Raw genomic sequence first — 12,853 nt, 5'->3', positions numbered from 1 at the left:
ATTACAGCTTTTCCAGCGCCATGTTCAGCGCCAGCACATTCACCACCGGTGGGCCTACCAGCGGCTGTTCGATATGCGCGTCCAGCAATTGCTGCAAGGTCGCCACCGGCACATTACGCGCTGCCGCGACACGCGCCAGTTGATAGGCAATCGCGGCCGGTGGCAAGTGCGGATCGAGACCGCTGCCGGACGTGGTCAGCAGCGCCAATGGCACCGGGCCCTGACCGGGAACCTGCAACTTGTTGGCATCATCGATCACCCTAGTGGCCAGCGCCGGATTGCTCGGCGCCAGGTTGCTCGCGCTGCTCGAAACAGTAGCAAAGGCGCCTGCCGAAGGACGTGGATGGAACCAGGCATCACCGACAAAATCCTGAGCAATCAGGGATGAGCCACGCACCTTGCCTTCGGCATCGCGCACGAGGCTGCCGTTGGCCTGTTCGGGGAAGGCGACTTGCGCGACTCCGGTAACCACCAGTGGATAGGCAACGCCGGTGACCAGGGTCATCAGCACCAGCAGGCTCAGGGCCGGACGTAATATTGTGGACATTTCAAAATCCTCGAATTCATTGGGCAAACGTTGGTGGGGTGTCAGGAAGATCCATCCCCCTCACCCCAGCCCTCTCCCCCAAGGGGGCGAGGGGGAAAGGGAGCCGATTTGCATACTTTTCAAAACCTGAGTTCGGCTCGATATCTCATGTGGATGTAGCTCTTACAAACACCTCGATCAGTCCCCTCTCCCTCCGGGCGGTCCGACGTTTCGGGAGGGTTAGGGTGAGGGCTGGGCACTCAAGCCATGCACACACCCGGCAAACACCGCTCACTCACACCAGATGCAACGCCGTCAGCAGCATGTCGATCGCCTTGATCCCCACGAACGGCACCAGAATCCCGCCCAGGCCATAGATCAGCAGGTTGCGGCGCAGCAACGCCGCCGCACTCGCCGCCTGCACCCGCACGCCACGCAAGGCGAGCGGGATCAGCACGACGATGATCAGGGCGTTGAAGACGATGGCCGACAGGATCGCGCTCTGCGGGCTGCTCAAATGCATGATGTTCAGCACGCCCAGCTGCGGATAAATCGCGGCGAACAGTGCCGGCAGGATCGCGAAGTACTTGGCCACGTCGTTGGCGATGGAAAAGGTCGTCAGTGCGCCGCGGGTCACCAGCAATTCTTTGCCGATCTGCACCACGTCCAGCAGCTTGGTCGGATCGCTGTCGAGGTCGACCATGTTGGCCGCTTCGCGTGCCGCCTGAGTGCCGTCGTTCATCGCCATGCCGACGTCAGCCTGGGCCAGTGCCGGGGCATCGTTGGCGCCGTCGCCGCACATCGCGACCAGGCGACCGTCGTTCTGCTCGTGACGGATGCGCGCCAGTTTTTTCTCCGGTGTGGCTTCGGCCAGCACATCGTCGACACCTGCTTCAGCGGCAATCGCGGCAGCGGTCAGGGGGTTGTCGCCGGTGACCATCACGGTGCGAATCCCCAGTTTGCGCAGTTCGGCGAAACGCTCGCGGATGCCCGGCTTGACCACGTCTTTGAGGTGGATCGCACCGAGCAGTTTGCCGTCGGCGCACACCAGCAACGGGGTGCCACCGCTCTGGGCAATCTTGTCGATTTCACGGGACAGGCTCGGGGCCAGATCCGAACGTTGTTGACCAAGGAAGGCCAGCAGCGAATCCACCGCGCCTTTGCGGAATACGCGGCCCTGATAGTCGACACCGGACAAGCGGGTTTCCGCGCTGAACGGCACGGCAGTCAGTACATCCAGCGCAGGTTCCGCTTGTGGATGCAGGCCACGCAGATACTCGACGATGGACTTGCCTTCGGCGGTTTCATCGGCCAGCGATGCGAACAGCGCACCTTCGGCCAGATCGCGACCACTCACGCCGGGAGCGGCATACACCGCACTGCAACGACGGTTGCCGAAGGTGATGGTGCCGGTCTTGTCCAGCAGCAGCACGTGCACGTCACCCGCCGCTTCCACTGCACGACCGGACTTGGCGATCACGTTCAGGCGCACCAGGCGATCCATCCCGGCAATACCGATCGCCGACAGCAGACCGCCGATGGTGGTCGGAATCAGCGTGACCAGCAGCGCCACCAGGAACACCAGCGGCAGGCTGCCATTGGCGAAGTGGGCGAACGGTTGCAGGGTCACGACCACCAGCAGGAAGATCAGGGTCAGGCCGATCAGCAGGATGTCCAGCGCCACTTCGTTCGGGGTCTTCTGGCGTTTGGCGCCTTCGACCAGCGCGATCATCCGGTCCAGAGTCGATTCGCCCGGATTGGCAGTGATCTTCACCAGCAACCAGTCGGACACCAGACGCGTGTTGCCGGTGACGGCGGAACGGTCGCCGCCGGACTCGCGGATCACTGGCGCCGACTCACCGGTGATCGCCGCTTCGTTGACCGCCGCGATGCCTTCGATGACTTCGCCGTCACCGGGGATCATTTCCCCGGCTTCAACGCGCACCACATCGCCCTTGCGCAGGCTGGCGGCCGGCACTACCTGGAAGCTGCCATTGGCCAGTTTACGTCGGGCGCTCAGGCCTTCACTGCCGGCCTTGAGGCTGTCGGCGCGGGCCTTGCCGCGACCTTCGGCCAGTGCTTCGGCGAAGTTGGCGAACAGCACGGTGAACCACAGCCACAGCGCGATCTGCGCGGCAACGAAGGTCGGCACGACGTTGTCCGGAATGAAGCACAGCACGGTGGTGAAGATCGCCGTCAGTTCGACCACCAGCATCACTGGCGAGCGCACCAGTTGACGCGGGTCGAGCTTGACGAACGCTTGCACCAGCGCCGGACGCCACAGGGCGCTGATCGCGGTTTTGGGCGCTTCTGCCGACTTGGCAGCTACCGCAGGTTTTGAAGCTGGAACATGCATATTCATGATGGATTCCTTAGAAGCCCATGCTCAGGTGTTCGGCAATCGGGCCGAGCGCCAGGGTCGGCAAGAAGGTCAGGCCGCCCACCAGCAAAATGGTCACGGTCAACAGGGTCACGAACAGCGGGCCGTGGGTCGGGAAGCTGTTCTGGCCGATCGGGGCGGTTTTCTTCATCGCCAGGCTGCCGGCCAGGGCCAGAACCGGAAGGATGTAACCGAAGCGACCGATCAACATGCCCAGGCCCAGCATCAGGTTGTGGAACGGGGTGTTGGCACTCAGGCCCCCGAACGCCGAACCGTTGTTGGCACTGGCCGAGGTGTAGGCGTACAGCAACTGGCTGAAACCATGGGGGCCAGGGTTGCTGATGGTCGCCGCCGGGCCAGGCAGGGCAGCGGCAATCGCGCCCAGCACCAGCACGCCGACCGGCATCACCAGCAGGGTCACCACCAGCAGTTGCACTTCACGGGCCTGGAGTTTCTTGCCGAGGTATTCCGGAGTGCGGCCGATCATCAGGCCGGCGAGGAACACCGCGATCAGCACGTTCAGCAACATGCCGTAGAGCCCGGCACCGACGCCGCCGAAAATCACTTCGCCGACCATCATGTTGACCAGCGCCACCATCCCGCTGAGCGGGTTGAGGCTGTCATGCATGCCGTTGACCGAACCGTTCGATGCAGCGGTGGTGGTCACCGACCACAGCACGGTGGCGGTGGTGCCGAAGCGCGATTCCTTGCCTTCCAGCGGCGCGGTCTGTTCGACGGCGACGTTATTCAGCGCAGGGTTCGGCTGATACTCGGCCCACATCGAAGTAGCGCCGCCAATCAGGAACAGCGCCAGCATGCAGCCGATGATCGCGCGGCTCTGACGCAGGTCCTTGACGTAATGGCCGAAGGTGAACACCAGCGCCACCGGGATCAGAATGATCGAAGTGACTTCGAACAGGTTGCTCCACGCGGTCGGGTTCTCGAACGGATGCGCCGAGTTGACCCCGAAGAAACCACCTCCGTTGGTGCCCAGTTGCTTGATCGCAATCTGACTGGCGGCCGGGCCGAGCGGGATCACCTGATCAACGCCTTGCAGGGTCACCGCATTCACATATTGCGCGAAGGTCTGCGGAACGCCTTGCCAAACCAGGTACAGCGCCAGCAGCAGGCACAGCGGCAGCAGGCCGTAGAGGGTGGCGCGGGTCATGTCGGCCCAGAAGTTACCGAGGGTCTTGGTCGATTTGCGACCGATGCCACGGCACAACGCGACCAGTACCGCGAGGCCGGTGGCTGCGCTGACGAAGTTCTGCACGGTGAGGCCGACCATCTGGCTCAGGTAGCTGAGGGTCGCCTCACCGCTGTAGGACTGCCAGTTGGTGTTGGTCATGAAACTGACGGCGGTGTTGAACGCCTGAGTCCATTCCTGGCCCGGCAGGTTTTGCGGATTCAGCGGCAGGTGGTCCTGGAACAACAGGATCGCGAACAGCAACAGGAAACCTGCCAGGTTGAACGCCAGCAGCGCCAGCGTGTACTTCTGCCAGCTCTGTTCGTCCTGTGGATTGATCCCGGCAATGCGGTAACAGCCGCGCTCGACCGGGCCGAGAATCGGCGTCAGCCAGGTGCGCTGACCTTCCATCACCTTGTAGTAGAAGCGCCCGAGGAACGGCGCCGGCAGCAACACCAACGCGAAAAACGCGAGGATCTGCCAATAGTCATAACTGTGCATAGCCGCTCCTAGTTCCGGTCCGCGCGCAACAGCGCAACCAACAGATAAATGAACAGCCCCACTGCCAGCAGCAGGGACACCCCGTCCAGAACGCTCATGGAAGATCTCCGTGTTACGGCGTATCGCCGCGTGTGGAGGCATTGTCGGAAAGGAGGCTGTAAAGGAACGAGACCGAGGGTGCGGGCGGGGCATAAAGAATGCGTAAAGAGTGGGTTTACGCGGGCGTTACAGCAGAGTTTTGCGTCGTGTGGACGGGCCTCTTCGTCGGATCGCCGCCCGGACCAAGCCCGCTCCCACAGGGGGATGCGTTGTCTGGACGAACGCATTTCAAAATGTGGCAGCGGGCTTGCCCGCGAAGACGGCAGCACAGACAACATCGCACCCAACTGGCGCACAATTTTGTGGGCATTACGCCGCGAACATCCCCGATACGACAGCTTTCAGCCCATTACGACCCGCCAATACAAAATGGCACGCCCACTGCACACGCCCTCCCCTGAGCTTTCCAAACCGTTCAGGGAGCAAACGCATGAACACACAACTCAAACCCACGCTGGGCACGTTGCATCTGTGGGGTATCGCGGTGGGGCTGGTGATTTCCGGGGAGTATTTCGGCTGGAGCTACGGCTGGGGCGTCGCGGGAACACTGGGCTTTCTGGTGACGTCATTCATGGTCGCGACCATGTACACCTGCTTCATTTTCAGCTTCACCGAGCTGACCACGGCGATCCCTCATGCCGGCGGGCCGTTTGCCTACAGTCGCCGGGCTTTCGGTGAAAAAGGCGGATTGATCGCAGGCCTGGCGACGCTGATTGAATTCGTCTTCGCCCCGCCGGCGATTGCCCTGGCGATTGGCGCCTATCTGAATGTGCAGTTTCCGGCCCTCGATCCGAAACACGCAGCGGTCGGCGCGTACATCGTCTTCATGGGGTTGAACATCCTCGGTGTGAAACTGGCGGCGACCTTCGAGCTGATCGTCTGCGTCCTGGCCGTCGTCGAGTTGCTGGTGTTCATGGGCGTGGTCGCTCCGGCCTTCAGTTTCAGCAACTTCGCGCTCAATGGCTGGGCCGGCTCGGACGTGTTCGGCGCACCGGCGATTGCCGGGATGTTTGCGGCGATTCCGTTTGCGATCTGGTTCTTCCTCGCCATCGAAGGCGCGGCCATGGCGGCCGAAGAAGCCAAGGATCCGAAACGCACGATTCCCAAGGCCTACATCAGCGGCATCCTGACCCTGGTGCTGCTGGCGATGGGCGTGATGTTTTTTGCCGGCGGCGTCGGCGACTGGCGCACCCTGTCGAACATCAACGACCCGCTGCCCCAAGCGATGAAAGCGGTGGTCGGCGACAATTCCGGCTGGTTGCACATGCTGGTGTGGATCGGTCTGTTCGGCCTGGTGGCGAGTTTCCACGGGATCATTCTTGGTTACTCGCGGCAGTTCTTCGCCCTCGCCCGCGCCGGTTACCTGCCGGCCTCGCTGGCAAAGCTGTCGCGTTTCCAGACGCCGCACCGGGCGATCATCGCCGGCGGAATCATCGGCATTGCCGCCATTTACAGCGACGGTCTGATCAATCTCGGCGGCATGACCCTCACCGCTGCAATGATCACCATGGCCGTGTTCGGCGCCATCGTGATGTACATCATGAGCATGCTCAGCCTGTTCAAACTGCGCAAAAGCGAACCGAATCTGGAGCGGACTTTCCGCGCGCCGTGCTACCCGCTGATCCCGTTCATCGCGCTGGTGCTGGCCGTGGTGTGCCTGGTGGCGATGGCCTGGTTCAACGCGCTGATCGGGCTGATTTTCCTCGGTTTCATGGCGGTCGGTTTCGGTTACTTCCTGCTCACCGGCCAGTTGCGTGCAAACGCGCCGGCCGATGCGATGCTGACCGGTCAATAGAAGCTGTACGGGTGTACCGGGCATAACCGGCCTAGAATGGAACCACTGCGATTTTCCATCGCTCAAACGTGGTAAGCAGCATCGCCCGGCGAAATCCTCGCCCGGCGACCTGCCATTAAGGAGAGCCGCTATGCCCTGGTATGCCTGGTTGATTCTGGTCGTTGCAATCGGCTCGATCGTGGGGGGTCTGATGATGCTGCGCGACACCGCCAACAAGGTCGAACTGACCGAAGAACAACGTCAACGCGTTGCTGAGCGCAATGCCGAAGCGGACGTCAAGGACGCGCAGGACCGCTGAACGAAAAACCCCGCCTGAATCGGCGGGGTTTGTTTTTTATCGCGGTTACTTTTCCCAGTCGGCCTTGGCAATGTGCAAGCCATGCAGCCCCTTGTATGCCGCGCGCTCCGGCTGGCTCCACCCTTCGAGCAGCGCATCGTCCAGACGATAGATTTCCACACCCAGCGGACGGCACACGCTCAACGGATCCTGCGCATCCGGTCCCCACATCGCCAGCGACAGATCACCGCCAGGGCACGTCGACAACGCACACAGCAAGTCGATTTCCGCGAAGAACTCCAGGTAATCACCCTTCTGCGCCGGACAGGCTTTCATGAAGTACAGGTCATCGTGGTTCAGGCCCGTGCACTGAAAGATGTTCAGTACGTCATGCACGTCGAATTCGGTCAGACCGTGCGGTAGTACGGCGCGAGTGAGGTTGGAATGGCAATGATGATGAAAGTCCTCACCGGTGAGCATTTTGTTCACATACGGATCGCAGCGCGTGCCGAGCAAATCATGCAGGCGCCCGCCGTGTTCGTCGATGCCATAACCGGCCAGGCTGTCATCGGTGATGGTGACCAGTGGCCGTAGAAAAGGCAGGTTCGACCAGAGGCGATCATGAGTGCTGACATGCGCCCCCTGCAGTTGCCGGGTCCTCGCCGCCCACATGCGTTCGCGTGGGTCGTGGGCATTCCACACATTGAAGTCGCCCACCTGCGGCCCCACCGGTGTGGTGACACGAAACACATGGCCCGCCGGAACATGCCAGGCGCGACCAGTGCGGATCGGCACTTCGAATTGCTCGATCAGGGTCCGCGCATCCTTGCGGTCGCGAATCCGCTCGTAGAACGGTGCATTGACCTGCAAGGCCGAGCCTTTACTGACTTGATAGGCGGCCGGATAGTCTTTGTACATGGTTCTCCTGCTCCTTCGGTGATGGCAACTTTATGAGCTGCAACCACTATCCGTGCCAACCGTTCACAGCTGTTACGAACATCTTGGATTCATCGGCAGGTTTTTTAGAAGTAGAAGTACAGTCACCATTCAATTTTCATTGGTTAAGATGGTGCTCTTGTTGCGGAGAGTTTAAATGCGTTACTCGCAAGATCATAAAGCCCAGACCCACCAGCGCATCATCAAGGAAGCGTCCGAACGGTTTCGCAAGGACGGCATCGGCGCGACCGGTCTGCAACCGTTGATGAAAGCGCTGGGCCTGACCCACGGCGGCTTTTATTCGCATTTCAAATCCAAGGACGACCTGGTCGAAAAAGCCCTGCAAGCCGCTGGCGATCAGGTCGCAGGCTTGTGCGAGGAGCTGTTCGCCCAGGAAAAACCGCTGGAAGCCTTCATCGATACATACCTCTCCGAATGGCACCAGACCTCGCCTCACGAAGGCTGCCCGCTGCTGACCATTTCTTCGGAACTGGGATTGCGCGGCCAACCGAGCCCGACCAGCGACGCCGTGCTAAAGGCTCGCCTGGATCAGATCGAAGGCACCCTTGAAGGCGAGAACGCCGCCGAGCGCAGCATCGTCATCATGGCGACACTGGCCGGGGCGCTCCTGCTGTCACGCAGTGTCGCGGATTCCGGGTTCGCGCAACGCATCCTGGACGTCACCCGCGGACATCTCAAACGCTCCGAAGACTAAGCCTGCCAGCGCTTGAACAGTACGCTGGCATTGACCCCACCGAAGCCGAACCCGTTGGACAACGCATACTCGATCGGCATCGAACGCGCCTGACCATGGACGATATCCACACCTTCGCTCGCCGGATCGGGACTCTCCAGGTTGAGGGTTGGCGGAACGATCTGATCGCGGATCGCCAACAGCGTGAAGATCGCTTCAAGCCCCCCAGCCGCACCGAGCAGATGCCCGGTCGCGGATTTGGTCGAGGTCACGGCGATTGAGTTTTGCACGCCAAACACCGACTTGATCGCCGCCAGTTCACCAAGGTCGCCCACCGGCGTCGAGGTTGCATGCGCGTTCAGGTGCTGCACCTGGTCCGGCGTGATACCGGCCTGAGCCAGCGCCAGCGTCATGGCTCGCCGGGCACCGCTGCCGTCTTCCGGCCCGGCGGTCAGGTGATAGGCGTCGGCGCTGGTGCCGTAGCCGACCAGTTCGGCCAGTGGCTTGGCACCACGGGCCAATGCGTGATCCAGCGACTCGATCACCAGCAGCCCGGCGCCCTCGCCCATCACGAAACCATCCCTGCCGCTGTCGAACGGGCGTGAAGCACGTTCGGGCGTGTCGTTGTAGCCGCTGGACAAGGCCCGTGCCGCTGCAAAACCGGCGAGGCTGACTCGATCGATTGACGCCTCCGCACCGCCGCACACCGCGATGTCGGCATCACCGGCACGAATCAGTCGAGCCGCATCACCGATCGCCTGCACGCCGGCGGCACACGCGGTGACCGGCGCGCCGAGTGGGCCCTTGAGGCCGTGCTGAATCGAGACATGCCCCGCCGCAAGATTGACCAGAAACGAGGGGATGGTGAACGGCGACAAGCGACGCGGACCACGGCTGTCGGTGGTGCGCACTGCATCGGCGATTGCACCGAAGCCACCGACACCGGAACCGATGATGGTCGCCGTGCGCTCCTGAGCGTAGGAGTCAGACGGATGCCAGTCGGCCTGCTCAAGCGCCTGCCGCGCAGCCTCCATCGCGAACATAATGAAACGATCCATTTTCTTCTGTTCTTTGGGTGGTGTGGCACGATCCGGGTCGAACCCCGCTTCGGCGTCCTCCTCCATCGTCGGCACCACACCACCGACCCGGGTCGGCAGATCGGCAATGACCGCTTCCGGCAGGTTTCGCAATCCCGAACGCCCGGCCAGCAAACGCTGCCAGACGACTTCGACATCACTGCCCAAGGGCGACACCAGGCCCATACCCGTGACAACTACTCGACGCTGATCCATATCGGGTTGACCTCTCGCGACTCAAAAGTTTTTTACTTGTATCGGCTGGCCGCCGAACTGTGGGACAGGTTGGGCGCCATCACATGACGTGCAGCGACGAAAGCTTGCCACTCGCCGGCGTCAGGCAACGAAGGAATCGTGACGAGTTCGCCCTGATCCAGACCGGACAGCGCGGCATCGACCATCTCGCCTGCCTCCATGACCATCTCTGCCGGAATACCGCTGGCATCGATTCCGGAGCGCTCCCAGATTTCGGTGCGGGTCACACCTGGCAATACCGCTTGCACCTTGACTCCGGTGCCTTCGAGCTCGGTATTGAGCGATTGAGTCAGGCTCAACACATACGCCTTGCTGGCGCTGTAGGTGGCGTTGAAACGCTCAGGGAACAGGGCGACCACGGACGCAATATTGATGATCGTGCCGCGCCCGGCGCTGGTGAACGCCGAGGCTGCTGCGGCAGCCAGTCGGGTCAGTGTCGTGACGTTCAACTGAATCAGTTGCTCCAGTACCTCCGGATCGGCATTGGCCAACAAACCATTGACTGCCACACCGGCATTGTTGACCAACAGGCTGATACTGGAATCGCTGCGCAGACGCTGCTCAAGCTTGAGCACTTCACCCTTTTGCGTCAGATCGGCCTTCAACACTTCGACCTGAACGCCATGAGCCTCCCGCAGCTTGCGGGCGGCAGACTCCAGGCGCTCCTGATCGCGAGCCACCAGCAGCAAATCAAAACCACGTGCCGCCAGACGCTCGGCATAAATTGCACCGATGCCTGAAGAAGCGCCGGTAACGAGAGCAGTCCCTTGTGAACGAATGTCGACCATGATTGCACTCCTGAAAACACCTGAAGGGGAGGAAAGTAAACCGCGGGGCCATTCGCCCGTTTTTTATTATAGCCATAATTCAAAGAGAATATGATAGCCATAATTTTAAACGACGGATGAACGGCCCACTGAAGACGCTTTCCTCCCGGCGAACACGACGAGGCAATTCCCACCGTGTTCGCTGCAGGTGTTTTGCGGGACTTGCCGTATCGGCAGCCCAGCCCTACTTGCTGCCGGCGATTGCCCGGATCAGCGATACATCAATATAGTCATTTGTGCCGGCGTTGAGCTTTTTCACCTTCAGCACCAAGTCAGACTCACTCCCTTTCGGGAGTTCGACCTGAACGTAATTGACGGACTTCTCCCCTGTCTCGCCGCTGGAAAGGATGCTCTCCCCGGCTAACAGCTGATAGGAAAAGACGTTCGGTCCCGGGCCTTCAAACCTGAACGGGAAGCGCGAGCCACTCAGGTAGAACGAAAGCGTTGCCGTGCCCGCCGGAACGTCCAGCTTCACAACCGCGCAATCGCTCGTCTCGGCGAATGCAACCCTGACTTTTTTATAGTCAGGAGCAAGGCTGACGCCATCATTGGAGCAACCCGTCGACGGCAAGCCGGTCGCGTCGACCAGTTTGACCTGCCCGTTCAGTTGTTCGCTGGACGGCAGGGCCCTGGTCAACAGGAGGATGACCAGATACAGGCTCAGGATGACGGCCAGCCCAATCAGGTAACCCTTGCCGAACGAGATCGATCGCTCAGGAGCCGCGTCTTCAGTCACGGGCGAAAAGAACGCAAGTGTGGCCAGCAAGGCCAGTGCAGGAGCAATAATCGCGCTATACCGGGCCTGAGATTCTCCCATCCCCAAAACCAGCAATCCGAAAGCGCCCACTACCAGCAAGGAAACCAGCGCCGGCCCGCTCACGACTTTGGAGCGAAATACTCCCACGACCGCCGACACCAGATACATGAAGACAATCAGGCTCAGCCATGGAAAGAATCCGGCGCTGAAAGGAATGTTGCTGACCGTTGTCGTCACCAGAGAGTCAGGGTTGTCTGGCGGATAAGCGAAAGCCGAAAGACCGTAGTACCCCGTACCGGAAAAAACAACGACCGCTTTGTCGAAGACATAGGCTGGCCATTGCAAGAATCCTCCCGAGAACTCCGTGGATATCTTGTACAACGCCATAGGCAGTTGAAGAGGTTGAGGCGTTGCAGGCCAGAAATGCTCTGCCCAGAGATAGTTGATGCCAAACCCCTGAGTGGTATGGAAGTCGATCGCGGAAACAATCTTCACCGGACTGAAAAGGTCAGGAAGATTCGTTTCATATGCCTTCGAAAAGGCAAAGGAACACACCACAAAAACAAGGAGTGCCGCCGCCCCGGAAACCCAGCCAGAGTATCTTTTCCCAAGGGTTGTCCCACAGATCAGATAAAACAGCAGTGACAGCACAAAGATCGAGCCAATCGACCGGAGTTGGTGCCCCAGAAAGATCACGATGCCCAGGAACAACGAGAAGACGAGCGCCGTCGACAACCGGCCATTCAACTTCGGCACCATCACAATGAACAGGGCAACGCACAGGACCGCGAAGTTATCGGTAGTCACCAGGGTGGTGGTGAACCAATATTCCGGATACAGCGCCAACAGCACACTGGAAAGCGACGCGACCCGCACACCGTAGCTGGCCTTGATCGCGTAATACCAGACGACCAGCGTCGCCATATGAACCAGCGCATTCACCGCTTTGAACGTGGAGTAGTCATCACCGATCAATTGACCGATGGCAGAAGAATAGAAGAAAGACCTCAGCCAGTAAGTGCTGTTTTTCATCAAATACTGGGACTGACAGCTCTCAAGCCAGGCCTGTAGAGAACTGTGGTCACTGGTACCGCAGCGATAATACACGCCGAAGTCGCTGACCTGCCCCGAGTCGAAAAAGAATACCCACAGCCCAAGCGCCAGCATCAAGCACGCCAGAAGTGCCGGTCCGACAACTGCGGGTAACCTCCAGCGATTGCTTCTTGCCATGATGAAACCGATCAACAGCACGCAAGCCAGACATGCCGCTGAAAATGTCATCGTGAGCGCACCCGCACGGGCGAGCCCTGCAATAACAGCCAGCGCACTCAATACCAATATCAAAAGCGCCCAGGCTTTCAACACCATGGGTAGAAACATCTTTTGTTCGCTTACCATTACGTCCCTTGCTTGATAACCCGGATCATTACTCTTCGAACACGCCGTCGCCGTGCGTCCCACTTTGGAGGCGCAGGTTAACGTGTAAACAACCATTGTGGAATTTGATCTGCCCCTGCCAACTCGTTGTCGGCAAACAAGCGAAA

11 protein-coding genes are annotated in these 12,853 nt (G+C 60.4%); 3 read left to right on the top strand and 8 right to left on the bottom strand.

Annotated features, from left to right (window positions below):
• Window position 1: 1 nt before the first annotated feature.
• The 4 genes from kdpC to kdpF form a co-directional block, all read right to left on the bottom strand.
• Window positions 2-547: a potassium-transporting ATPase subunit KdpC gene (gene kdpC / locus ACW9HX_RS04505; RefSeq protein WP_457379652.1), complete on the bottom strand. Its 546-nt coding sequence runs from the start codon at window positions 545-547 to the stop codon at window positions 2-4.
• A gap of 274 nt (window positions 548-821) precedes the next feature.
• Window positions 822-2,888, bottom strand: a complete 2,067-nt coding sequence (gene kdpB / locus ACW9HX_RS04500; RefSeq protein ID WP_457379651.1) for a potassium-transporting ATPase subunit KdpB — start codon at window positions 2,886-2,888, stop codon at window positions 822-824.
• Window positions 2,889-2,898: 10 nt separating this feature from the next.
• The gene (gene kdpA / locus ACW9HX_RS04495; RefSeq protein WP_457379650.1) at window positions 2,899-4,593 is read right to left on the bottom strand and encodes a potassium-transporting ATPase subunit KdpA; all 1,695 of its coding nucleotides are present in this window, start codon (window positions 4,591-4,593) and stop codon (window positions 2,899-2,901) included.
• A gap of 8 nt (window positions 4,594-4,601) precedes the next feature.
• Window positions 4,602-4,691, bottom strand: a complete 90-nt coding sequence (gene kdpF / locus ACW9HX_RS04490) for a K(+)-transporting ATPase subunit F (RefSeq protein ID WP_007899818.1) — start codon at window positions 4,689-4,691, stop codon at window positions 4,602-4,604.
• Between the two features lie 431 nt (window positions 4,692-5,122).
• Between kdpF and eat the strand changes: the two genes are divergently transcribed.
• The gene (gene eat / locus ACW9HX_RS04485) at window positions 5,123-6,487 is read left to right on the top strand and encodes an ethanolamine permease (protein WP_457379649.1); all 1,365 of its coding nucleotides are present in this window, start codon (window positions 5,123-5,125) and stop codon (window positions 6,485-6,487) included.
• Window positions 6,488-6,617: 130 nt separating this feature from the next.
• Window positions 6,618-6,785: a DUF2897 family protein gene (locus ACW9HX_RS04480; RefSeq protein ID WP_096821045.1), complete on the top strand. Its 168-nt coding sequence runs from the start codon at window positions 6,618-6,620 to the stop codon at window positions 6,783-6,785.
• A gap of 45 nt (window positions 6,786-6,830) precedes the next feature.
• Here the strand turns inward: ACW9HX_RS04480 and ACW9HX_RS04475 are convergent, their stop codons facing one another.
• On the bottom strand, window positions 6,831-7,682 hold the full coding sequence (locus tag ACW9HX_RS04475) for an urea carboxylase-associated family protein (RefSeq protein WP_457379648.1): 852 nt from the start codon (window positions 7,680-7,682) through the stop codon (window positions 6,831-6,833).
• 175 nt (window positions 7,683-7,857) lie between these two features.
• Here ACW9HX_RS04475 and ACW9HX_RS04470 point away from each other — a divergent pair, with 175 nt between their 5' ends.
• Entirely contained in the window at window positions 7,858-8,415 is a 558-nt protein-coding gene (locus tag ACW9HX_RS04470) for a TetR/AcrR family transcriptional regulator (protein WP_457379647.1), read from the top strand.
• On the opposite strand, the gene fabF is transcribed toward ACW9HX_RS04470, so the two are convergent.
• The 3 genes from fabF to ACW9HX_RS04455 form a co-directional block, all read right to left on the bottom strand.
• Entirely contained in the window at window positions 8,412-9,686 is a 1,275-nt protein-coding gene (gene fabF, locus ACW9HX_RS04465) for a beta-ketoacyl-ACP synthase II (RefSeq protein ID WP_457379646.1), read from the bottom strand. The two genes, ACW9HX_RS04470 and fabF, sit on opposite strands and share 4 nt — an antisense overlap.
• Window positions 9,687-9,718: 32 nt before the next feature.
• The gene (locus ACW9HX_RS04460) at window positions 9,719-10,513 is read right to left on the bottom strand and encodes an SDR family NAD(P)-dependent oxidoreductase (RefSeq protein ID WP_457379645.1); all 795 of its coding nucleotides are present in this window, start codon (window positions 10,511-10,513) and stop codon (window positions 9,719-9,721) included.
• A gap of 223 nt (window positions 10,514-10,736) precedes the next feature.
• Window positions 10,737-12,689 carry a hypothetical protein gene (locus ACW9HX_RS04455; protein WP_457379644.1) on the bottom strand — a complete coding sequence of 651 codons (1,953 nt, stop codon included), beginning with the start codon at window positions 12,687-12,689 and terminating at the stop codon, window positions 10,737-10,739.
• Window positions 12,690-12,853 lie beyond the last annotated feature (164 nt).

This window comes from Pseudomonas sp. SDO52101_S400 (genome assembly GCF_054071635.1).
Note: the sequence above shows the minus strand (reverse complement) of the source record. Positions and strands in the feature narration are given on the sequence as shown.

Coding starts and splice junctions, on each gene's coding strand:
- eat (WP_457379649.1), top strand. CDS start 5,123: ATGAACACACAACTCAAACCCACGCTGGGCACGTTGCATCTGTGGGGT.
- ACW9HX_RS04455 (WP_457379644.1), bottom strand. CDS start 12,689: ATGTTTCTACCCATGGTGTTGAAAGCCTGGGCGCTTTTGATATTGGTA.
- kdpB (WP_457379651.1), bottom strand. CDS start 2,888: ATGAATATGCATGTTCCAGCTTCAAAACCTGCGGTAGCTGCCAAGTCG.
- kdpC (WP_457379652.1), bottom strand. CDS start 547: ATGTCCACAATATTACGTCCGGCCCTGAGCCTGCTGGTGCTGATGACC.
- ACW9HX_RS04460 (WP_457379645.1), bottom strand. CDS start 10,513: ATGGTCGACATTCGTTCACAAGGGACTGCTCTCGTTACCGGCGCTTCT.
- ACW9HX_RS04470 (WP_457379647.1), top strand. CDS start 7,858: ATGCGTTACTCGCAAGATCATAAAGCCCAGACCCACCAGCGCATCATC.
- ACW9HX_RS04475 (WP_457379648.1), bottom strand. CDS start 7,682: ATGTACAAAGACTATCCGGCCGCCTATCAAGTCAGTAAAGGCTCGGCC.
- fabF (WP_457379646.1), bottom strand. CDS start 9,686: ATGGATCAGCGTCGAGTAGTTGTCACGGGTATGGGCCTGGTGTCGCCC.
- kdpA (WP_457379650.1), bottom strand. CDS start 4,593: ATGCACAGTTATGACTATTGGCAGATCCTCGCGTTTTTCGCGTTGGTG.
- ACW9HX_RS04480 (WP_096821045.1), top strand. CDS start 6,618: ATGCCCTGGTATGCCTGGTTGATTCTGGTCGTTGCAATCGGCTCGATC.
- kdpF (WP_007899818.1), bottom strand. CDS start 4,691: ATGAGCGTTCTGGACGGGGTGTCCCTGCTGCTGGCAGTGGGGCTGTTC.